The organism is Pseudomonas sp. HPB0071, from assembly GCF_000478505.2.
Classification (GTDB): domain Bacteria; phylum Pseudomonadota; class Gammaproteobacteria; order Pseudomonadales; family Pseudomonadaceae; genus Chryseomonas; species Chryseomonas luteola.
On record NZ_KI517367.1, the window covers coordinates 97,137 to 116,391 of the forward strand.

General features: G+C 51.5%; 23 protein-coding genes and 4 tRNA genes. 13 read left to right on the top strand and 14 right to left on the bottom strand.

The window, feature by feature from the left end; genetic code table 11:
• Positions 1 to 11 precede the first annotated feature (11 nt).
• From HMPREF1487_RS00515 to HMPREF1487_RS00525, 3 genes are read left to right on the top strand one after another with little or no spacing between them, the layout of a single operon-like run.
• On the top strand, positions 12 to 254 hold the full coding sequence (locus tag HMPREF1487_RS00515; protein WP_010794634.1) for a hypothetical protein: 243 nt from the start codon (positions 12 to 14) through the stop codon (positions 252 to 254).
• Entirely contained in the window at positions 247 to 1,248 is a 1,002-nt protein-coding gene (locus tag HMPREF1487_RS00520) for a hypothetical protein (protein ID WP_010794635.1), read from the top strand. The genes HMPREF1487_RS00515 and HMPREF1487_RS00520 overlap by 8 nt, the downstream gene beginning before the upstream one ends.
• A complete protein-coding gene (locus tag HMPREF1487_RS00525) occupies positions 1,241 to 1,531 on the top strand; it encodes a hypothetical protein (protein ID WP_010794636.1) in 291 nt (96 codons plus the stop codon). Before HMPREF1487_RS00520 ends, HMPREF1487_RS00525 begins: the two co-directional genes overlap by 8 nt.
• 114 nt (positions 1,532 to 1,645) lie before the next feature.
• On the opposite strand, the gene HMPREF1487_RS00530 is transcribed toward HMPREF1487_RS00525, so the two are convergent.
• Positions 1,646 to 1,990 (bottom strand): hypothetical protein, encoded by a 345-nt coding sequence (locus HMPREF1487_RS00530; RefSeq protein WP_010794637.1) that lies wholly within the window; start codon positions 1,988 to 1,990, stop codon positions 1,646 to 1,648.
• Between the two features lie 103 nt (positions 1,991 to 2,093).
• Between HMPREF1487_RS00530 and HMPREF1487_RS27655 the strand changes: the two genes are divergently transcribed.
• The 3 genes from HMPREF1487_RS27655 to HMPREF1487_RS00540 are packed head-to-tail and all read left to right on the top strand — an operon-like array spanning position 2,094 to position 3,557.
• A complete protein-coding gene (locus HMPREF1487_RS27655) occupies positions 2,094 to 2,270 on the top strand; it encodes a hypothetical protein (RefSeq protein ID WP_010794638.1) in 177 nt (58 codons plus the stop codon).
• A gap of 46 nt (positions 2,271 to 2,316) precedes the next feature.
• Positions 2,317 to 2,523 carry a DUF4224 domain-containing protein gene (locus HMPREF1487_RS00535; RefSeq protein WP_010794639.1) on the top strand — a complete coding sequence of 69 codons (207 nt, stop codon included), beginning with the start codon at positions 2,317 to 2,319 and terminating at the stop codon, positions 2,521 to 2,523.
• A 2-nt stretch (positions 2,524 to 2,525) separates the two neighbouring features.
• Entirely contained in the window at positions 2,526 to 3,557 is a 1,032-nt protein-coding gene (locus HMPREF1487_RS00540; RefSeq protein ID WP_010794640.1) for a tyrosine-type recombinase/integrase, read from the top strand.
• 69 nt (positions 3,558 to 3,626) lie between these two features.
• On the opposite strand, the gene HMPREF1487_RS00545 is transcribed toward HMPREF1487_RS00540, so the two are convergent.
• From HMPREF1487_RS00545 to HMPREF1487_RS00575, 7 genes are all read right to left on the bottom strand, one after another.
• Positions 3,627 to 3,713: transfer RNA gene (locus HMPREF1487_RS00545), tRNA-Leu, on the bottom strand.
• Between the two features lie 125 nt (positions 3,714 to 3,838).
• Positions 3,839 to 3,912: transfer RNA gene (locus HMPREF1487_RS00550), tRNA-Cys, on the bottom strand.
• A 41-nt stretch (positions 3,913 to 3,953) separates the two neighbouring features.
• Positions 3,954 to 4,029: transfer RNA gene (locus HMPREF1487_RS00555), tRNA-Gly, on the bottom strand.
• 64 nt (positions 4,030 to 4,093) lie between these two features.
• A complete protein-coding gene (gene pgsA / locus HMPREF1487_RS00560) occupies positions 4,094 to 4,651 on the bottom strand; it encodes a CDP-diacylglycerol--glycerol-3-phosphate 3-phosphatidyltransferase (protein ID WP_010794641.1) in 558 nt (185 codons plus the stop codon).
• Positions 4,652 to 4,683: 32 nt separating this feature from the next.
• Positions 4,684 to 6,510: an excinuclease ABC subunit UvrC gene (gene uvrC / locus HMPREF1487_RS00565; RefSeq protein WP_037029541.1), complete on the bottom strand. Its 1,827-nt coding sequence runs from the start codon at positions 6,508 to 6,510 to the stop codon at positions 4,684 to 4,686.
• 1 nt (position 6,511) lies between these two features.
• Positions 6,512 to 7,156 carry a response regulator transcription factor GacA gene (uvrY, locus tag HMPREF1487_RS00570; protein WP_010794643.1) on the bottom strand — a complete coding sequence of 215 codons (645 nt, stop codon included), beginning with the start codon at positions 7,154 to 7,156 and terminating at the stop codon, positions 6,512 to 6,514.
• A 132-nt stretch (positions 7,157 to 7,288) separates the two neighbouring features.
• A tRNA-Ser gene (locus HMPREF1487_RS00575) sits at positions 7,289 to 7,378 on the bottom strand.
• Between the two features lie 124 nt (positions 7,379 to 7,502).
• Here HMPREF1487_RS00575 and HMPREF1487_RS00580 point away from each other — a divergent pair.
• The 7 genes from HMPREF1487_RS00580 to HMPREF1487_RS00610 are packed head-to-tail and all read left to right on the top strand — an operon-like array spanning position 7,503 to position 11,582.
• Positions 7,503 to 8,171, top strand: coding sequence for a Bax inhibitor-1/YccA family protein (locus tag HMPREF1487_RS00580; RefSeq protein WP_010794644.1), 669 nt, complete (start codon positions 7,503 to 7,505; stop codon positions 8,169 to 8,171).
• A 46-nt stretch (positions 8,172 to 8,217) separates the two neighbouring features.
• Positions 8,218 to 8,610: a sulfurtransferase complex subunit TusD gene (gene tusD / locus HMPREF1487_RS00585; RefSeq protein WP_037029544.1), complete on the top strand. Its 393-nt coding sequence runs from the start codon at positions 8,218 to 8,220 to the stop codon at positions 8,608 to 8,610.
• Positions 8,610 to 8,969: a sulfurtransferase complex subunit TusC gene (gene tusC, locus HMPREF1487_RS00590; protein ID WP_010794646.1), complete on the top strand. Its 360-nt coding sequence runs from the start codon at positions 8,610 to 8,612 to the stop codon at positions 8,967 to 8,969. Before tusD ends, tusC begins: the two co-directional genes overlap by 1 nt.
• Positions 8,966 to 9,265 (top strand): sulfurtransferase complex subunit TusB, encoded by a 300-nt coding sequence (gene tusB / locus HMPREF1487_RS00595; RefSeq protein WP_037029547.1) that lies wholly within the window; start codon positions 8,966 to 8,968, stop codon positions 9,263 to 9,265. Before tusC ends, tusB begins: the two co-directional genes overlap by 4 nt.
• Complete coding sequence (locus HMPREF1487_RS00600; RefSeq protein ID WP_010794648.1) at positions 9,262 to 9,576, top strand: TusE/DsrC/DsvC family sulfur relay protein; 315 nt, start codon at positions 9,262 to 9,264, stop codon at positions 9,574 to 9,576. The genes tusB and HMPREF1487_RS00600 overlap by 4 nt, the downstream gene beginning before the upstream one ends.
• Positions 9,573 to 10,544, top strand: coding sequence for a glycosyl transferase family protein (locus tag HMPREF1487_RS00605; RefSeq protein ID WP_010794649.1), 972 nt, complete (start codon positions 9,573 to 9,575; stop codon positions 10,542 to 10,544). Before HMPREF1487_RS00600 ends, HMPREF1487_RS00605 begins: the two co-directional genes overlap by 4 nt.
• A 30-nt stretch (positions 10,545 to 10,574) precedes the next feature.
• On the top strand, positions 10,575 to 11,582 hold the full coding sequence (locus HMPREF1487_RS00610) for a glutathione S-transferase family protein (RefSeq protein ID WP_010794650.1): 1,008 nt from the start codon (positions 10,575 to 10,577) through the stop codon (positions 11,580 to 11,582).
• On the opposite strand, the gene cysG is transcribed toward HMPREF1487_RS00610, so the two are convergent.
• Genes cysG through HMPREF1487_RS00640 form a run of 6 tightly spaced genes read right to left on the bottom strand, consistent with a single transcriptional unit; the run spans position 11,579 to position 19,113 of the window.
• Positions 11,579 to 12,970: a siroheme synthase CysG gene (cysG, locus tag HMPREF1487_RS00615; protein ID WP_010794651.1), complete on the bottom strand. Its 1,392-nt coding sequence runs from the start codon at positions 12,968 to 12,970 to the stop codon at positions 11,579 to 11,581. The genes HMPREF1487_RS00610 and cysG overlap by 4 nt on opposite strands.
• The gene (gene serS / locus HMPREF1487_RS00620) at positions 12,970 to 14,250 is read right to left on the bottom strand and encodes a serine--tRNA ligase (protein WP_010794652.1); all 1,281 of its coding nucleotides are present in this window, start codon (positions 14,248 to 14,250) and stop codon (positions 12,970 to 12,972) included. Before serS ends, cysG begins: the two co-directional genes overlap by 1 nt.
• Before the next feature lie 13 nt (positions 14,251 to 14,263).
• Positions 14,264 to 14,638, bottom strand: a complete 375-nt coding sequence (gene crcB / locus HMPREF1487_RS00625) for a fluoride efflux transporter CrcB (protein WP_010794653.1) — start codon at positions 14,636 to 14,638, stop codon at positions 14,264 to 14,266.
• Positions 14,635 to 15,963: a replication-associated recombination protein A gene (locus HMPREF1487_RS00630; RefSeq protein WP_010794654.1), complete on the bottom strand. Its 1,329-nt coding sequence runs from the start codon at positions 15,961 to 15,963 to the stop codon at positions 14,635 to 14,637. The genes crcB and HMPREF1487_RS00630 overlap by 4 nt, the downstream gene beginning before the upstream one ends.
• 9 nt (positions 15,964 to 15,972) lie before the next feature.
• Complete coding sequence (gene lolA, locus HMPREF1487_RS00635; RefSeq protein WP_010794655.1) at positions 15,973 to 16,596, bottom strand: outer membrane lipoprotein periplasmic chaperone LolA; 624 nt, start codon at positions 16,594 to 16,596, stop codon at positions 15,973 to 15,975.
• A 21-nt stretch (positions 16,597 to 16,617) separates the two neighbouring features.
• Positions 16,618 to 19,113 (bottom strand): DNA translocase FtsK, encoded by a 2,496-nt coding sequence (locus HMPREF1487_RS00640; protein WP_177325224.1) that lies wholly within the window; start codon positions 19,111 to 19,113, stop codon positions 16,618 to 16,620.
• Positions 19,114 to 19,255: the final 142 nt, after the last annotated feature.

The window sequence follows — 19,255 nt, forward strand, 5'->3', positions numbered from 1 at the left end:
GAGCGTTACGCATGAACATTGATATCGATGGATTGATTGAGCGAGCAAAGGCTGCGTATGCGATCGGATATGACCCGCGCATAGGGCTGACTTCGGAAGAGAAAGAGTTCTGCTTATTGGCAAGCCCATCCACCATCCTAGCCCTCTGCGAACGCCTGCGCGAAGCAGAAAAGACCATTCAGAACGCCCTCTCCGAGCTAAAGGCTGGAGACGTACAAAGCGCTATTGATCAGTTGGAGGCGGGAAATGAGTGAGTTCTGGAAGTGGCTTGATGAAGCCTATGCAGACGGCAGCCAAGGAGAGCAACCCAAGTTCACGAAATACAACATGGAGGTTGCTTATGCGGCTGGACGCGCCGCCCGTACCGCATCGGCTGAGCCTGTGGAGCTGCAAGCACTGTCTAAAGTAGAGGAGGATACGGTCGCAGACCGTCTTGACCGTATGGCTGACTCTCTGCCTACCGGATCACAATCCCAGTCTGACCTATACGCGGCGGCAACAATATGGCGCAAGCATCTAGCCGCACCCGACGCACTACAGGCTGAAGTGGAGCGCCTGAAAAACGCGCTGGAAGTGGCTGAGCGCTCGGTAGAGAACGAGGTTAAGCGGCGCAATCAGTATGCTAAGGAAAGCGACGAGCTAGATAGGCAAGTAGAGGCGCTGAAGGCTAACTTCGATAGCGACATTAAATTCATCGGAGAAAATTATAGCGAGATCGAGGCCGAGCGTGATGCGCTGAAGGAGGAAGTGGAGCGGCTGAACCAAGAGGCCGATGAAAACACAGCTGAGTGGGGAGCTGTACGGCTGGAGATTGCAGTGGTGAAGGCGGAGAACGAGCGCTTGCGGAAAGATAGAAAGTCCTGCTGGGAAGAGTTCAAAGCGCTGGTTAAATCATCTAAGGAGCGCGAGGGCGAGCTAAAGGCAGAGAACGAGCGCTTACGGGAGGAAGTGGAGCGACTGACCAAGGCGAACGAGGAAAAGTGGGCAGCGTTCTGTTCGCTTGAAACAAAGCATGGCAAAGCCTGCGACGAGCGTGACGCGCTGAAGGCTGACGCTGAGCGGTATCGCTGGCTGCGAGACGGAGCGCAGTCTTCAAATTTTAACGGGGACTATTCAGAAATACCGATAGGTAGTATCGACTGCGTAATGCAGTGGACTGGCTCGCTCATGTGCGGATTGTATGGAGAAGAACTAGACGCAGAAATCGACGCAGCCCGCACAGCCAAACCAGAGGTGGATCATGAGTGAGTACATTCAGGATGGTCGGGTAATACGCCTGTCTAGCGGAGAATACGTGTGTGAAATGATCGGCTGGAGGTGCGATCGCTTATCAAGCCTCCTATCCTCCGCTAACGACCACGACAAGCGTGTGGCTGAGCTTGAGGCAGAACTGGCTGAGGCGGTGGAGCTTATTAAGCAAGCTAAGCCACTTGTTGATCTGCTGTTCTACGGCGGGAGCATGGACCGTCAGTCAGGGGAGCGCGTTAAAGAACTCTTCCACATGTTCGCCCGCCACGGTGACAAGTCATGACTCAACAAGCAAAGCAGCCATTCACGTGGGGTGAACTACTGGCCTGGGCGATCCTAGCCTTCTTCGCTTGGCTTTACTGGGAGGCTTACCAGATGCAGGGAGGGATATGGTAATTCAGAGGCACTCTTTCACCGAGTTGTAGATATCACGAGGCCGGAACGGATTATTCGACGAGCGCTCATGCAGGACGACATTGATGCCTCTGGATGTCTCATTGACGAATATCACTGCAGCTGTAGCTGGTGAGGTGAATTGAGGCACCACGATGCGCTGGCGTGCTGGCGTTCCATCTACAACAGGCTCACGCCGGATCTTGCCCAGCTTGGGTACGATGCAGGACATGTACTGAGCAACAGACTTCCCTGAGATTGCATCCATAGACGGCGGGCGCTTTTCTATTCGTTCGGTAGTAGCGCATCCAGCCAAAGCCATTACTCCCAATAGTGCAAGCAGTCTCATAGACCCTCCGTAATAGACGGCTTGAGACTAGCAAGCGAACCGGTATCTATCAAACCTTCCTTTTATTTATGCCTGCCATTAGGCGGGACGGAGACCTATTGCCATGAATCTAGTTGATTGCTACGTAAAAGAGCTTGTAGGCGTGCCGTATGAGAAATATGGCAAATGGTGGCAGGTTGTCATCTATAGCACCTGGGGTGCGGATGCCAAGACTGAGCTGATGTTTTCTACCAAGGAAGAAGCTTTATCAGTCCAGATCGGCCATCACTTCTTAGCGTAACCCCCTTCCCCTTCCTTTATATACACCTGCCCTGCAGGAGGCATCTATGAGCGTTTTATTTCTTACTCACGCCGAGGTGTGCGAGCTAACCGGCGCGAAAACCAAAGCCGGTCAGATTACGAACCTCAAGAAAAATGGTATACGGCACACGATCAAAGCCAATGGCTGGCCGGCCGTTAGCGCCTCAGCAGTTATTGGCGGCGTACAAACACCTGAAGAAAGACCGAAATGGACGCCTAGAAAGGCAGGCTGAATATGGGAAGAAGGCCAAACAAGCCGGGCTCTATCGCTCGGCTGAGAGAACGAAAGAAACCAAGCGGCACCATCTATTACTACTATGACGCAGGCGGCAAGCCGCGCAAGGAGATACCCCTAGGAAGTGACTACGGCTTGGCAATTATGAAATATGCCGAGCTTGAGCGGGACAGGACAGCTGATGCCATCAAGCGAGACGTGATCACCCTTCCCTATGTAGCCAGCCGGTACTTTGAGGAAATCGTTCCAAGCAAATCACCAGCGACGCAGAAAGACAATGCCAGGGAGTTAAAGCAGCTGCTTTCCTTCTTTGGAGATCCACCGGCGCCGCTGGACGAGATCCAGCCTCAGCACATCAGGCAGTACCTGAATTATCGAAAGGATGCAAAGGTTCGAGCCAACAGGGAAAAGGCCCTACTCTCCGCGATCTGGAACTACGCACGAGAGACAGGCTATACCGCGCTGGCAAACCCATGTTCAGGGGTCAAGGGGAATAAGGAGACAGGGAGGGACGTATACATTGAGGATTCAGTCTACAAGGCCGTGCACGATGCAGCCGATGCAGGACTGAGAGATGCGATGGATCTCGCCTACCTAACGGGCCAGCGAGTGGGTGACACGCTCAGGATGGATGAGCGAGATATAAGGGAGGGTCATATCTGGGTAACGCAGTCAAAGACGAAAGCGAAACGTCGTATTGAGATCAGCGGACAGCTAGCAGTATTGGTTGACCGGATCATGACCAGGAAGGCAGGACACAAGGTACGATCGACAAAGCTGATTGTGACTGAGGACGGAACGCCAATGACGGCTAGTATGCTTCGCACTAGATTTGACGAAGCGCGTGAATCGGCTGGCGTCAATAAAGCGGCATTTCAACTTAGGGATTTACGAGCGAAGGCGGGAACTGACAAAGCCGAATTGAGTGGTGATATCCTACAGGCAAGGGACCAGCTAGGACATACAACGGTCGTCATGACCGAGGCCTACATCAGAGAGCGCAAGGGTAAGAAAATCACTCCTACCCGATAATTGCGGACCGGCCTCTGATTTTGCGGACCGTTTTTTCAGGGCTCGAAACGCTCAAACCCGCATGGTTATTGGTGCCCGGAGCCGGAATCGAACCGGCACGGAGTTTCCTCCGAGGGATTTTAAGTCCCTTGCGTCTACCGATTTCGCCATCCGGGCGGTAGCGCTCTACACTGAGCATTTAGCTAGGGATAGATAGCAAACAACCCAACTTAGCCAGCACAGCGAACAACAAAGTAAAAATAAAAAGCCCTACAGACCGCTAGATCTGCAGGGCTACATAGTGGAGGCCGAGGTCGGAATCGAACCGGCGTACACGGATTTGCAATCCGCTGCATGACCACTCTGCCACCCGGCCTCATAAGCCAACCCCAATTAAAGCGGAGCTGACTGACAAACTGGAGCGGGAAACGAGACTCGAACTCGCGACCCCGACCTTGGCAAGGTCGTGCTCTACCAACTGAGCTATTCCCGCGTCTTGGTGACGGGCGCCATTCTATACAATCCAACGACGCTGTCAACTCATTGATTCAAAAAAGTTATTTTTTCTTCGTTATGCTCAGATGCGGCCAAGCCGCAAGCAGATAACTGCACATAGACCAAAGCGTAAGCGCAGCCGCAATGATCAGAAGAACATACCCTGTCAAAACCCAGAACGTCAGTTGAGGAGGATTAGCCAACAGCACAATCAAAGACACCATCTGCGCCGCTGTTTTCCATTTGCCAAGACTAGATACAGCTACTTGAGCTCGCGCCCCTAATTCTGCCATCCACTCACGAAGGGCTGACACTACAATTTCTCGACCAATAATAATGGTAGCAGGCAACGTTAACCAAATAGTGGCATGTTCCTGCACCAGAAGCACCAAGGCCACCGCAACCATGAGCTTGTCAGCAACCGGGTCCAGGAAAGCTCCGAATGGAGTACTCTGTTTCCATCGACGAGCCAAGTAGCCATCCAGCCAATCAGTAAAACTAGCCAAGGCAAACACTGAACTCGCCGCCCAATAGCTCCAAGAAACCGGCATGTAAAACAGAGCAATAAAGAAAGGAATGAGCAGAACGCGCAGAACAGTAAGCAGGTTAGGAATGTTCATTGGCACAGGAAATATATGAATGTCTGGACATTCTACTCACTGTGCAGTGCAGCATAAATCTGCTCAGCTAGTTTTTTGCTAATTCCTGGCGCCTTGGCTATCTCATCGACACTTGCACGATTAAGCTCTTGCAGGCCTCCGAAGTACTTAAGCAGCTCTCTACGCCGCTTCGGCCCTACTCCTGCAACATCTTCAAGTGTAGATGTCCTACGCGCCTTCCCTCTTCTTGCTCGATGCCCCGTAATAGCAAAGCGATGCGCCTCGTCACGAATCTGCTGTATCAGGTGCAATGCAGGAGAGTGACCCGGCAAGCTGAACTCATTAGAGGGATCATTCAGATAGAGTGTCTCCAAACCTGGCTTGCGAGTTACACCCTTGGCCACACCCAACAAGACGAGATCCGGAACCGCCAGCTCTTGAAGCACATCACGAGCCATTGCCAACTGTCCCTTACCGCCATCCACCAGTAAGATATCAGGCATTTTACCCTCCCCATCCTTGAGCTTACTGAAACGACGGGTCAACGCCTGATGCATGGCAGCATAATCATCACCTGCCGTGACACCCTCAATATTGTATCGGCGATAATCGGATTTAATAGGCCCCTCAGGACCAAACACCACGCAGGAAGCAACTGTAGCCTCCCCACTTGAGTGGCTAATATCAAAGCACTCCAACCTTTGTGGCGCCTCAGCCAACCCCAACACATCCGTAAGCGCCTCAAAACGAGCAGCCATATGCTGGCGATTAGCAAGCCGAGTATTAAGCGCCTGCTCAGCATTTGTCACAGCCAATTGCTGCCAGCGGGCACGAGTGCCTCGAACACGATGCGAGATCTCAAGACCTCGAGAATGCAATTCGTTAAAGGCACTTATGAGGGTTGGGAAGTCCTCATGAACGGTATTTACGATGACTTCATCGGGCAAATCCCGCTCTATATGAGCAAGATAATACTGTTCCAAAAATGCAAGAAGAACGTCATGGGGCTCCTCCTCAATCGCAACCTGCGGGAAAAAGTTTTTGCTACCAAGAACACGGCCGCCACGCACAGTGATTAGATGAACGCATGCACCACCCGGATTCACCATCGCAGCGATAACATCTACATCCCCGCTCCCACCCTCTATATGCTGCTGATCCTGCACTCGTCGCACTAAGGCAATTTGATCACGCAGCTCGGCGGCCCGTTCAAAATCCAAAGCCATGGCAGCCTTTTCCATAACTGCACTTAGCTCTTCAGCCAAGGCATTGCTGCGCCCCTCCAGGAACATAGCCGAATGACGAACATCTTCAGCATATTCCTCTCGGGAAACCATATTGGTGCACGGACCCTTGCAGCGCTTGATTTGATATTGAAGACAGGGGCGAGTACGGTTTTTGAAAAAACCGTCCTCACACTGGCGCACCATAAACGCCTTTTGCAGGAGATTCAGACTTTCACGGATAGCACCCGCGCTCGGATACGGACCGAAATAGCGGCCCCGTTCCTTTTTAGCGCCTCTGTGGATAGCAAGCCGAGGAAATTCATCCTCAGTTGACAGAAATACATAAGGATAGGATTTGTCATCCCGAAGGAGAATATTGTAAGGGGGGCGTAACTGCTTGATAAGGTTCTGCTCAAGCAGAAGCGCCTCTGTCTCATTCCCAGTAATAGTTATCTCAATCTGGGAAATTTTTGCTACTAACGCCGCTGTTTTGGGAGCCAAGCCAGTTTTGCGGAAGTAACTGGAAAGGCGCTTTTTGAGATTCTTTGCTTTTCCGACATAAAGCACCTTGGAGCTTTCGTCGAACATTCGATAAACACCTGGCCGAGAACTGCAGCCAGAAAGAAAAGCAGAAGGATCAAACGTTTCGGTCATTTCAACTCGTAGCGTCTACCATCCCGTGACGAACTGCCAATAAAGCCAGCTCCACATCACTGGTAATGGAGAGTTTCTCGTAAATACGATAACGATAGGTGTTAACGGTCTTGGGCGACAGGCAAAGCTTATCGGAGATCACCTGAACCTTATGGCAATTAGCAATCATCAATGCGATCTGGATTTCGCGCTCTGAAAGAAGATCAAACGGCGAGCCATTGCTTTGAGGTTGAAAAGACTTTAGCGCTAACTGCTGAGCAATCTGAGCACTTATGTACCGCTGACCGCCAAATGCATGACGTATAGCAGTAATCATCTCCTGGATATCCGCACCTTTTGTAAGATAACCAGAAGCCCCAGCCTGCAACAGACGAGTCGGAAAGGGATCTTCCTCACATGCCGTTACTGCAATGACCTTTACCTCGGGATGACTACGAAGAAGCTTTCGAGTAGCTTCCAAGCCGCCGATGCCTGGCATCTTGACGTCCATGAGGACCACATCAGGCTTTAACTCTCTGACAAGCTTTAATCCATTCTCGCCAGAATCTGCCTGACCAATGACCTGAATGCCATCGACATCCGCCAACATACGGATAATACCGGCCCTTACCAGATCATGGTCGTCGACCACCAGCACTTTAATCACCGTGCACCTCATAACGCTGATGCATAAGCCAATTACAAGCCTAAGACTCGTCTCAAGCTAATAAATGCGAAAGAATGTGTAACGACTATACACAAGTCAGAGATAAACGCACGATGACTTGGAGCAAGAAGATGGCGGAGGCGGTGAGATTCGAACTCACGGAAGAGTCTCCCCTTCGACGGTTTTCAAGACCGTTGCCTTAAACCACTCGGCCACACCTCCGCAGGTGCGGGCCGCAATATTACCCGAACGAAACACGCTGTCAAACACTTAAATCTATTTTTTTTCAAAGAGTTGTTATTATCTTATGGTATGAATAGGTTTCGACCACATTAGGAGTGTCGTTATGAACGAGCGTCAATATGCCTTCAACCCTGCGGTTGCCGAACGGCGCGACATTAGTCGCACGCTGCGCAACACCTATGCTCTGTTGGGAATGACGCTGGCCTTCAGTGGCTTGGTAGCTTACGTCTCGCAGCAGATGCGTGTTGCATATCCCAACATATTTGTAGTTCTGATCGGCTTTTATGGTCTGTTCTTTCTCACTGTGAAATTGCGTAACAGTGGCTGGGGGCTGGTCAGCACGTTTGCGCTTACCGGCTTCATGGGCTACACCCTAGGCCCGATACTGAATATGTATCTGGGCCTGCCTAATGGCGGAAGCATCATTTCTTCTGCCTTAGGCATGACTGCCCTGGTCTTCTTTGGCCTGTCGGCATATGCACTGATTACCCGCAAAGACATGAGCTTTTTGTCGGGCTTTCTAATGGCCGGATTCTGGATATTGCTAGGCGCAATAGCGCTGTCGTTCTTTGTGAATATCAGCGGCTTGCAGCTTGCGATTAGTGCGGGCTTTGTACTGTTTGCCTCGGCAGCAATTCTGTTCCAAACCAGCGCCATCATCCATGGCGGGGAAGATAATTACATCATGGCTACCATCAGCCTATACGTCTCGATATACAATCTGTTTGTCAGCCTGCTTCAATTGCTAGGCTTTGCCAGCAGCAATGATTAACGAGACGTGCACTGGAGAGGCCCGCTTCGGCGGGCCTTTTTTATTTATGAAATTTGCTATCGTTGTATTTTCCGCACCTCACTCGCCCTCCTCCCGAAGAGCCCTTCGGTTTGCTGAGGCCGTGTTGTCCGCGCACCATGAAATCACTCGTCTTTTTTTCTATCAGGATGGAGTACACAATGCCTCTTCATCCATCGTAACGCCTCAAGATGAGCAAGACTGGGCGGGCCAATGGGGCTTATTCATTCAGCAAAATAAGCTGGATTCAGTCGTCTGCATTTCTGCCGCTTTACGGCGCGGCATTCTGAGCTCGGAAGAGGCTCATCGCCATGGGCGCCAGAGTGCCAACCTTTACGAGCCCTGGCAGCTTTCTGGTCTAGGGCAGCTTCATGAGGCTGCACAGGAAGCCGATCGCCTCATTTGCTTTGGAGACATTTAATGGCAAAGTCGCTGCTCATTATTAGTCGGCAAGCGCCATGGTCGGGCATGGCAGCCCGAGAAGCCCTAGACATTGCCCTAGCAGGCGGCGCTTTCGATTTACCCATTGCCATGCTCTTTATGGATGACGGTGTTTTCCAATTACAACCCTCTCAGGCCGCTTCACATCTTGAGCAAAAAGATCTGACCGCTAATCTACAAGCTCTTCCCTTGTTCGGCGTAGACAAACTGTATGCATTGGAAAGCAGCTTACTGGAGCGCAACGTAATGCAATCAACGCTTGAACTGGAAGTTGAGATCCTATCTACCGAAGAGGCTCGGCTGCTTTTAAATCAGCACGACATGGTGATTACACTGTGAAGACGCTTCACCTTATCTTGGCTTCGCCTTTCCAGAGCAGGATGCTAGACAGCGCCCTACCGCTACTTGCGGAGCAGGATGCACTTTTATTAATGGGCGACGCTACATACCTGCTACAAGAAAGCTCGCGAACAGCGGCTCTGCTTGAAACGCTTCAAACCGGCGTCAAAGGCTTTGCTCTTCAAGAAGATGTCGAGGCCCGTGGACTCAGAGAAACATCTCGTTTTGAAATGATTGACTATGATCGTTTTGTGGCTCTTTGTGTAGCTTATGACAAGGTACATAGCTGGCCATGACTGCACTCAATGTTGACAAGGAAGGCTATTTACTGGATCTAGGAGACTGGTCCGTTGAAATAGCTGAGGAGCTGGCTCTTCGAGAGGGTCTCCCTCTTACGCCTGAACACTGGGAAATCCTTCATGCTCTTAGAGATTTCTATGCTGAGTTCCAGCTTTCCCCAGCTAATCGTCCGCTGATTAAATATATTGCGCAAACCTTAGGTCCCGAGAAGGGTAACAGCCTTCATTTGAATCTCCTTTTCAAAGGAAGCCCCGCCAAGCTAGCAGCCAAGCTGGCAGGACTTCCAAAACCGACTAATTGCTTATGATAACGACGCCTGAAGAACATCCCTTTGCTCAATTCATACGCATACTCGGCAAAGGTAAACGCGGTTCACGCAGCCTAACTCGCGAAGAAGCCCAGTGCGCCATGGGGATGATCCTTGAGGGAAATGTCGAGGATGTTCAACTCGGCGCTTTTCTTATGCTGCTTCGACACAAGGAAGAAAGCGCAGAAGAGCTTGCCGGCTTTACCGATGCTATTCGAGCACATCTCAACGCCCCGACCATTCCAGTAGATCTGGACTGGCCTAGCTATGCAGGTAAAAAACGCCACTTACCATGGTTTCTGCTTGCCACCAAATGCCTGTCATCCCATGGTGTGCGGATTCTGATTCACGGCGGCGGCGCTCATACAGCAGGACGACTATATACGGAGCAGGTTCTAGAAACGCTGGGTATTCATCTTTGTAACGATTGGCACCAGACACAGGAAGCTTTAAATAAAGACCACCTGGCGTTTATGCCACTGGAAAACTGGATGCCTGCCTTGCAGCATATGATCAACTTACGCAACACGTTGGGATTGCGTTCGCCTATTCATTCGCTGGTCAGACTGTTAAATCCGCTCAACGCAACTTGCATCCTGCAAAGTATCTTTCACCCAGGCTACCAACCCATTCACCGTGAAGCCAGCCGCCTATTAGGCGACAAGGCTATCGTGATTAAAGGCGAAGGCGGTGAAATTGAAGTCAACCCAGACAATGATTTTCATCTCTATGGCACAGAGTACGGCACTGAATGGAATGAAGCCTGGCCTGCACTTTCAGAAAGAAGACACGTCAAACCTGAGCGGCTGGATGCCAATCATCTATTGGATGTATGGACCGGCAAAGCAAACGATGCCTACGGCGAACTGGCCGTTCTTTCTACGATAGCCTTGGGTTTGAGAGCGCTTGGCCACAGCCGGGAAGCCGCTCTAGCCAAGGCAAAAGATTACTGGAGCCAACGTCATTAATAGACGGCTCCACAATATGGAGAGGAGCCGATGGGCCTATTGATAGAAGGCAAATGGCAGGACCGCTGGTACGACACCGGCGAAGATGGAAGCTTCAAGCGGGAAAGCGCCCAGTTCAGACACTGGGTAACGCCCACTGGTGAGCCTGGCCCTACAGGCGAGGCAGGCTTCGAGGCAGAGCCTAACCGCTACCGCTTGTATATTTCTCTAGCCTGCCCCTGGGCTCATCGCACCCTTATTTTCCGAAAGCTTAAAGGCCTTGAGAGTATTATCGACGTATCCGTTGTTAGTTGGCTTATGAAGGACAAAGGATGGACTTTTAATCAAACGCTCGGCTCAACGGGTGACACACTTGATGAAGCCAAGCGGTTTCTTTATGAGCGCTACCTAGAGGCTACACCTCATTACACAGGTCGCGTTACAGTACCAATGCTTTGGGATAACAAGCATAAGTGCATCGTTAACAATGAGTCTGCCGATATCATCCGCATGATGAATCATGCATTTGACGGACTGACAGACAACAGCATCGATTTTTATCCAGAACCATTACAGCAAGACATCGACTCACTTAACGAGCTTATCTATGCCAAGGTGAATAACGGTGTTTATAAGGCTGGATTTGCAACAGAGCAGTACGCTTACGAACTCGCCTTTGAAGAGCTGTTTACTACTCTTGATCAACTAGAAAATCGCCTGAGCAGGCATCGCTATCTGACAGGAAAATACCTGACAGAAGCAGATTGGCGACTTTTTACAACATTAATACGGTTCGACTCAGTCTATTACGGACACTTCAAATGCAATCTACGCCGCATTACAGACTACCCTAACCTTCAGGGATGGCTGAAGGAGCTCTATCAGTGGCCAGGCATTGCAGGGACTGTCAACTTTGAGCATATCAAGCATCACTATTATGGCAGTCACGAAACGATTAACCCTAACGGGATCATTCCCAAAGGGCCAGCACTCGACTTAACGTCGCCTCACGATCGAGAGCAGTTGCCCGCTGTAGGTTTATGGCAGCGTGACCGTTAAGGATGCGATTGGCCTTCGAACCAGGCCAGCTTTTCACGCAAGGTTACGACCTCACCTACGATTATTAGCGTAGGCGCATGAACCTCATGGCGCGCTACGAGAACAGGTAAATCTGCCAGCGTTCCCGTAAATACACGCTGACTTGAGGTGGTGCCTTGCTGAACCAAGGCGGCCGGCGTACAAGCGTCACGCCCGTGCTTAATAAGCTGCTCGCAAATGATTGGTAGCCCAACCAACCCCATATAAAAAACCAACGTTTGCCCCGGAGAGGTCAAATCACTCCATGGCAAATCACACGTGTCATTTTTTAAATGGCCTGTGATAAAGCGTACAGATTGGGCATAGTCTCTATGCGTCAGCGGTATGCCGGCATAGGCCGCACAGCCACTGGCAGCTGTAATACCCGGCACTACCTGGAATCCGATCCCATGGGCAGCCAGACGCTCAATTTCTTCGCCCCCGCGCCCAAAGATAAACGGATCGCCGCCTTTAAGTCTTAGGACACGCTTACCTTGACCGGCCAGATCAATTAAAAGCTGATTGATTTCTTCTTGCGGAACCGCGTGCTCAGCCCTTTTTTTGCCTACATAGATTCTATCAGCGTCTCTACGACACATATCCAGGATAGCGGGAGCAACCAAGCGATCGTATAAGACTACATCGGCCTGCTGCATGAGGCGTAAAGCCCTGAATGTCAGCAAGTCAGGATCACCCGGTCCCGCGCCCACCAGATAGACTTCGCCCTTAACGCTTGAGGATGCGTTACAAAGTTTCTCTTCAAGCAAACGCTCAGCTACTTGAGGCTGGCCAGCGAGTACCTTTTCGCCAATTTCGCTTTGGAATACCTCTTCCCAGAAAACGCGCCTCGCCTGGACATCACCAAAACGGCGCTTAACCTTAGAACGAAATTTCTTAGCCAGGCCGGCTAGCTCACCATATGCAGCAGGTATCCAACTCTCTAGTTTGGCTCGTACAAGCCGAGCCAAGACGGGCGCATCTCCCCCGCTCGAAACCGCGACAATCAAAGGTGAGCGGTCAATAATTGCAGGAAAGATAACAGTGCACAGTGAAGGAGAGTCCACCACATTAACTGGCACACCTATCGCCTTGGCTTGGGCCGAAACCTGGATGTTAAGGTCTTCATTATCGGTTGCAGCAATAACCAGGACGGCCCCACCCATATCATCTGCCTGGTAGGGCCGCTCGATCAACGAATCGCCACCATTTCCAATCAATTCTCGCATGGCCGGATGAATGCGTGGCGCAACAACCTTGAGCATTGCCCCAGCATCCTTAAGTAAACGCGCCTTGCGTAAAGCGACCTCACCTCCACCAACAATCAGTACAGGGCGGCCGCTCAGATTGTGAAACAGTGGCAAGAACTCCATCAGCCAATAACCTCAACGCCACCCATGTACGGCTTGAGGACTTCCGGTACGCGAATGGTTCCATCGGCTTGTTGATAATTTTCCAGCACAGCCACTAACGTGCGGCCCACTGCTAAGCCCGAGCCGTTTAATGTATGTACGAGCTCTGGCTTGCCCGTTTCCGGGTTACGCCACCGAGCCTGCATACGGCGCGCCTGGAAATCACCGCAGTTAGAGCAGGAAGAAATCTCGCGATATTTATCCTGACTCGGAATCCATACTTCAAGGTCATACGTTTTGGTGGCACTGAAGCCCATATCGCCAGTGCAGAGAGCAAGCACACGATAGGGCAACTCTAGAAGTTGCAGAACACGCTCAGCATGACCTGTCAGAGCCTCTAACGCCTCGAAAGATTTTGCAGGCTCAACGATATGTACCATTTCAACCTTATCGAACTGGTGCTGACGGATCATGCCCCGCGTATCGCGTCCGGAAGCACCCGCCTCGCTACGGAAGCATGGGGTATGGGCTACCAACTGAATAGGCAGTGCCTTGGTGTCCAAAATCCTGCCTGCTGCGATATTGGTCAATGTGACCTCCGCAGTCGGGATCAGATAAAGCGGACTTTCACCGTCACGCGGAACCTTGAACAGATCTTCCTCAAACTTAGGAAGCTGCCCTGTGCCTTGTAAGGTTTCGGCCTGGACAAGATAAGGTGTGTAAGCCTCCTCGTAACCATGCTCGCCCGTATGCAGATTGATCATAAACTGCGCCAATGCACGGTGTAGACGGGCTATAGGGCCTCGCATCAAGGCAAAGCGAGCACCCGAGAAGCGAGAGGCCGTATCAAAATCCAACCAACCATGAGCTTCACCCAGGGTTACATGATCCTTAACCTCAAAGTCAAAACGCTTAGGAGTGCCCCAACGGCGAACCTCTACGTTCTCCTCCTCGCTGGTGCCTACTGGAACGGACTCATGTGGCAAGTTAGGCAGCCCTAGCAGCAGAGCATCCAATTCAGACTGAATCACGTCCAGCTCACGCTTGGCGGTCTCCAGTTCGCCTCCCATACGGTCCACATCGGCCAGAAGCGGCGCGATGTCTTCACCGCGCGCCTTGGCTTGACCAATGGCCTTTGATCGACTGTTACGTTCAGCCTGAAGCTCCTCGGTACGTGTTTGCACAGACTTGCGAGTTGATTCCAAGGATTCGATGCGCTGTACATCAAGCGTGAAACCACGCGCGGCAAGGCGTTCTGCCACTTCCTGAGGCTGTGTACGTACCAGTTTTGCATCAAGCATGTTTTTTCTCGTATCAGAGTTTTGTCAATGACAGGCCTGCCCACGTAGCAAGCAAACCACCTACGACGCTGGCCGTGGCATATCCAATGGCAAGCAAAGCCTGGCCACCTTCCAGCAAGCGTAATGTATCAAGGGAAAAGGAAGAAAAAGTTGTTAAGCCACCTAGAAAGCCAACGATAAGCCCTGCTCTTAGCTCCGCAGGCACATCAGGTCGAATAAGGAAAAGACCGTATAAAACACCGATAAGCAAGCAGCCCACATAGTTGACGATCAATGTGCCCATGTAGAAATGCTTAGGCCAGCTCGCCGTTATCCAGGATGTCGTGATAAATCGCAACAGAGTGCCTAGTACACCACCCGCTGCGATAGCCAGGATCATGGGTGTCATGGCGCTTTCCGCCGCTGGCGCAGACTGGCCCTATCCAAGTCAGCCAAATGACTGAGCTTGTCACGAATTTTGAGCTCTAAACCGCGTGGTACAGGCTCGTAGTAATGAACCGGCGCCTTATCCTCGGGAAAATAATCTTCACCTGCCGCATATGCATCAGGTTCATCATGTGCATAGCGATACTCCTCACCATACCCCAACGACTTCATTAGCTTGGTTGGCGCATTGCGAAGATGTACAGGAACTTCATGAGAGCCATTCTGCCTGACATCTGCCATTGCCATGTTGAAAGCTTTGTATACCGCATTGCTTTTAGGCGCACAGGCCAAGTAAACAAGGGCCTGCGCAATAGCAAGCTCACCCTCCGGGCTGCCCAACCGCTCTTGGACATCCCAGGCAGAAAGACAGATTGATAATGCACGCGGATCGGCATTACCGATATCTTCACTGGCCATCCGCACAACACGACGAGCAATGTAGAGCGGATCGCAGCCTCCATCGATCATACGGGCGTACCAATACAAGGTTGCGTCGGGATTAGAACCCCGAACAGACTTATGCAACGCAGAAATTTGATCGTAAAACGCTTCACCGCCTTTATCGAAACGGCGGCGCCCATCACCAAGCAAGCTTTGTAAAAGATCCGGGCTTATGTCTGAGCCGTCTTCAGCCAAATCGGCCGCATTTTCAAGTAGATTGAGTAATCTGCGGCCATCTCCATCGGCAGCGGCCAATAAAATCTTCCGACTTTCCTCTGGAAAGCTTAACCGGCGCTTACCAAGGCCCTTGTCTTCAAACAACGCTCGATTGGTAAGCTGAGTTAAGGCCTCTTCATCCAGGCTTTTGAGAACATAAACACGTGCTCTCGAAAGAAGCGCATTATTAAGTTCAAAAGAAGGGTTTTCAGTCGTCGCTCCAATAAACAAAAGGGTGCCGTCTTCCACATAGGGAAGAAACGCATCTTGCTGGGATTTATTGAAGCGGTGAACTTCATCAACGAACAATATGGTTCGACGCCCATACTGAGCAGCCTGCTGCCGGGCTATCTCAACAGCCTGACGGATCTCCTTTACACCGGAAAGAACCGCCGAGATCGTCTCGAAATGAGCATCGCTGACTTCAGCCAGCAAACGCGCCAATGTCGTCTTGCCGACGCCTGGTGGGCCCCAGAAAACCATTGAATGCAGCGCGCCCTGCTCCAGTGCTTCTCGCAGAGGTTTTCCTCGGGCAAGCAAATGCTGCTGGCCAACGTATTCGTCCAGGGTGGTGGCACGCATACGAGCAGCCAGCGGCTGAGCCACTGGCGTTGCGCGGAATAGATCCATGGGGCAGGATCACTCCTGAATGACGTCGGCACCTTTAGGAATTTCAAACACGAATTCCGAGGCGTTTACCGGCTCATTCATTTTTACGTTGAAGAACAGGATATTGGTGCGTTGACCGACGCTATCGATCAGCTGCATATCGTTGATTACGTTACCGCGAAATGAGAGGCGCAAGCTGTCAAACAGCGTATCGCTGGTTTTAGGCTTGAGCACAAAATCAGTCACGTTACCGCTTTGCTTGTAGGTAATTGTAAAACTGTCCTCAATCTTCGACACATCACCGGACAATAGCAACGCAGGCGTCTGGGTTAGGCGCTGATCCAGCTTCTGAATAGTCACCTGCTCAAGGTCTGGATCGTATAGCCATACCTTTTGCCCATCAGACACCAGCAACTGCTCCATGGGAGAATCTGTATGCCAACGAAAAAGACCTGGCCGCTTGAGACTCAAATTACCCGCAGTCTCCTGAAGACGGGTCCCGGAGCCATCTAGAGTCAGCTGGGAAAAGCGAGCCGTCATGGTCTGCGCTTTCTCCAGATACTGGGACAGACGGTCCGCTGCATCCGATGCAGCCTGAGCCGAGACGCTTAGAAAAGTTGTAATTGCCAGGGCAAACAAGCGAGTCAATCGCATGGAATTCCTCTTAAACATTGGTTAATCACGCACAGGAGAAGGTGCAATCACCTCTCTTGAACCGTTCGTATTCATAGGCGTGACAACTCCAGCCATCTCCATGGCCTCGATCATTCGCGCAGCACGGTTATAACCGATCTTGAGCTTGCGCTGAACCGCAGAAATCGAGGCCCTGCGGCTTTCGGTTACAAAGCGGACAGCCTCATCGTAAAGGGGATCGTCTTCATTTCCTTCACTGCCATCACCACCGCTACCACCCTCAAAGGAGCTACCGCCCTCATCTGCCCCCGCAAGGATGTCTTCAATGTAGTCAGGCGCGCCGCGTTGTTTCCAGGCTTCAACCAGGCGATGCACCTCGTCATCTGAGACGAAAGCGCCATGGACACGAATAGGAAGACCCGTGCCTGGTGGGAGATAGAGCATGTCACCATGCCCCAGCAGCTGTTCTGCACCACCTTGATCAAGAATGGTTCGAGAGTCGATCTTGCTCGATACTTGGAAAGCCATACGCGTCGGGATGTTGGCCTTGATCAGGCCGGTAATCACATCTACCGAAGGGCGCTGCGTGGCCAGGATCAGGTGAATACCTGCAGCACGCGCCTTTTGAGCAATACGCGCAATCAGTTCTTCCACTTTTTTGCCAACAATCATCATCATGTCGGCGAATTCATCGACAACTACAACGATCGTAGGCAGCGCTTTTAGAAGCGGCGCTTCGTCATCCATGCTTTCGCGTCGATAAAGAGGATCTGTCAGAGGTGTCCCTGCCTCCTCCGCGTCCTTGATCTTGCGGTTGAAGCCAGCAAGGTTTCTGACCCCCATAGCAGCCATGAGCTTATAGCGCCGCTCCATTTCGGCTACGCTCCAGCGCAGCGCATTGGCAGCCTCTTTCATGTCCGTCACGACAGGGCAAAGAAGGTGTGGAATGCCCTCGTAGATAGACAATTCCAACATCTTGGGGTCGATCATGATCAACCGCGCCTCTTCGGGCGTCGACTTGAACAGAATCGACAGAAGCATAGCGTTTACGCCAACGGACTTACCCGAACCTGTGGTACCTGCTACAAGCAAGTGCGGCATTTTGGCCAAATCCGCGATAACAGGCCTACCGCCAATGTCATGGCCTAGGGCGAGCGTCACGGGCGACTTAGAGGCCTCATATTCAGGAGACTCCAGTACTTCAGAAAAACGCACCATCTGTCGGTCTTCATTTGGAATCTCGATACCGACAGTAGTTTTGCCCGGAATGACCTCAACAACCCGAACACTGAAAACAGCCAGTGAGCGCGCCAGATCTTTCGCCAAGTTAGAAATACGGCTGACTTTCACTCCAGCAGCAGGTTGTATCTCGAAACGAGTAATGACTGGTCCCGGGTGAACCGACTCGACTGTGACCTCGACACCAAACTCCTTGAGTTTTATCTCAAGCAGACGTGACATCGTCTCAAGCGACTCTGGAGAAAAACTCTGCTGTTTTTTCTCTGCCGGATCCAGCAAGGATATCGGTGGTATCGTACCTTCAACGGCTGAATCAACAACGTGCGCGGCAGGCGGAGCGGATCGTTTTGCCTCGATCGGCTTAGGGATCGGAGCAGGCGCTGGCATATTGATCTGAGGTGCTGGCTTGGCAACTTGAGGCTTTTCCACTACAGGCCGCTCATTAACTGGCATAGCGGGAACGGACTTGCGCTCAGGCACCAGAGATTCATCATCAAGCTCAACGGTTTCAACGACACGCTCACGAGTCTTTTTAGCTTCTCGCTTGATAGGCGCCTGAGGTTCTTCCTCCTCAACCTCAAGCTCTTCATCGTCGTAATACTCTTCATCCTGCAGTTGTGAAGCAAGACGCTTCCGCTCACTGCGGCTACCCATCCAGCGGCTGGCGCCTCCCTGAACAAGCTCGAATAAATCAAGCGTAATCTTTCCTGTCAGGTCCATGACCTTAAACCAGGAGAGATCGGTAAAAACGGTGAGGCCCAACAGGAATACTGCTAAAAATAGCAATGTACTGCCCTGCACATTTAGAGCATTAAGGGCAAGTTGCCCCAGGCTTTCTCCAAGCGCACCGCCTGCCGAAGCCGGCAAATGGGCGTCAGCGTGAAAGTGAATGTAAGCCAGTGCAGAGCCTGCCAGAATAAGGAAAACCAGTCCGGTCAGACGCCATGAAAACAGCCACCCGCTCCATTCCCATGGCATATAGCGATGCCTGAACACCTGCCAGGTCTTGATGCCTAACAGCAACGGAAAAATGAAAGCGAAGTATCCCAACGCCATAAAGAGGACATCAGCCAGCCATGCGCCAGCACGCCCTGCAGCGTTGTGGATCTGATCTATACGACTGGTGTGCGTCCAGCCTGGATCAGAGGGGTCATAGGTCAATAAAGCCATCAGTGTATACAGACACAAGGCGGCTAATGCGATAAGCAACACCTCCTTCAAACGATAATGAAGGTGTTCGCGCCACTGTGTCACATGGCTGGCAGAAGTAGATTGTTTCAAACGCGACTTTTCCTGCACCGACAACGTGAAGATGAAAAGAAACAAGGCAGCATTCTACGACCCTACGCAGCTCGTTCCATACGAAAAACCGAGTCGCAACAACAATGACCTATTTTTACCACGACTTTAGCCGTGAACCATGCATTGGAACATTCTTTTG

What these genes read in the sequence shown, in the direction of transcription:
- HMPREF1487_RS00515 (WP_010794634.1), top strand. Translation starts at nt 12, where the DNA reads ATGAACATTGATATCGATGGATTGATTGAGCGAGCAAAGGCTGCGTAT.
- HMPREF1487_RS00520 (WP_010794635.1), top strand. Translation starts at nt 247, where the DNA reads ATGAGTGAGTTCTGGAAGTGGCTTGATGAAGCCTATGCAGACGGCAGC.
- HMPREF1487_RS00525 (WP_010794636.1), top strand. Translation starts at nt 1,241, where the DNA reads ATGAGTGAGTACATTCAGGATGGTCGGGTAATACGCCTGTCTAGCGGA.
- HMPREF1487_RS00530 (WP_010794637.1), bottom strand. Translation starts at nt 1,990, where the DNA reads ATGAGACTGCTTGCACTATTGGGAGTAATGGCTTTGGCTGGATGCGCT.
- HMPREF1487_RS27655 (WP_010794638.1), top strand. Translation starts at nt 2,094, where the DNA reads ATGAATCTAGTTGATTGCTACGTAAAAGAGCTTGTAGGCGTGCCGTAT.
- HMPREF1487_RS00535 (WP_010794639.1), top strand. Translation starts at nt 2,317, where the DNA reads ATGAGCGTTTTATTTCTTACTCACGCCGAGGTGTGCGAGCTAACCGGC.
- HMPREF1487_RS00540 (WP_010794640.1), top strand. Translation starts at nt 2,526, where the DNA reads ATGGGAAGAAGGCCAAACAAGCCGGGCTCTATCGCTCGGCTGAGAGAA.
- pgsA (WP_010794641.1), bottom strand. Translation starts at nt 4,651, where the DNA reads ATGAACATTCCTAACCTGCTTACTGTTCTGCGCGTTCTGCTCATTCCT.
- uvrC (WP_037029541.1), bottom strand. Translation starts at nt 6,510, where the DNA reads ATGACCGAAACGTTTGATCCTTCTGCTTTTCTTTCTGGCTGCAGTTCT.
- HMPREF1487_RS00580 (WP_010794644.1), top strand. Translation starts at nt 7,503, where the DNA reads ATGAACGAGCGTCAATATGCCTTCAACCCTGCGGTTGCCGAACGGCGC.
- tusD (WP_037029544.1), top strand. Translation starts at nt 8,218, where the DNA reads ATGAAATTTGCTATCGTTGTATTTTCCGCACCTCACTCGCCCTCCTCC.
- tusC (WP_010794646.1), top strand. Translation starts at nt 8,610, where the DNA reads ATGGCAAAGTCGCTGCTCATTATTAGTCGGCAAGCGCCATGGTCGGGC.
- HMPREF1487_RS00600 (WP_010794648.1), top strand. Translation starts at nt 9,262, where the DNA reads ATGACTGCACTCAATGTTGACAAGGAAGGCTATTTACTGGATCTAGGA.
- HMPREF1487_RS00605 (WP_010794649.1), top strand. Translation starts at nt 9,573, where the DNA reads ATGATAACGACGCCTGAAGAACATCCCTTTGCTCAATTCATACGCATA.
- HMPREF1487_RS00610 (WP_010794650.1), top strand. Translation starts at nt 10,575, where the DNA reads ATGGGCCTATTGATAGAAGGCAAATGGCAGGACCGCTGGTACGACACC.
- cysG (WP_010794651.1), bottom strand. Translation starts at nt 12,970, where the DNA reads ATGGAGTTCTTGCCACTGTTTCACAATCTGAGCGGCCGCCCTGTACTG.
- serS (WP_010794652.1), bottom strand. Translation starts at nt 14,250, where the DNA reads ATGCTTGATGCAAAACTGGTACGTACACAGCCTCAGGAAGTGGCAGAA.
- crcB (WP_010794653.1), bottom strand. Translation starts at nt 14,638, where the DNA reads ATGACACCCATGATCCTGGCTATCGCAGCGGGTGGTGTACTAGGCACT.
- HMPREF1487_RS00630 (WP_010794654.1), bottom strand. Translation starts at nt 15,963, where the DNA reads ATGGATCTATTCCGCGCAACGCCAGTGGCTCAGCCGCTGGCTGCTCGT.
- lolA (WP_010794655.1), bottom strand. Translation starts at nt 16,596, where the DNA reads ATGCGATTGACTCGCTTGTTTGCCCTGGCAATTACAACTTTTCTAAGC.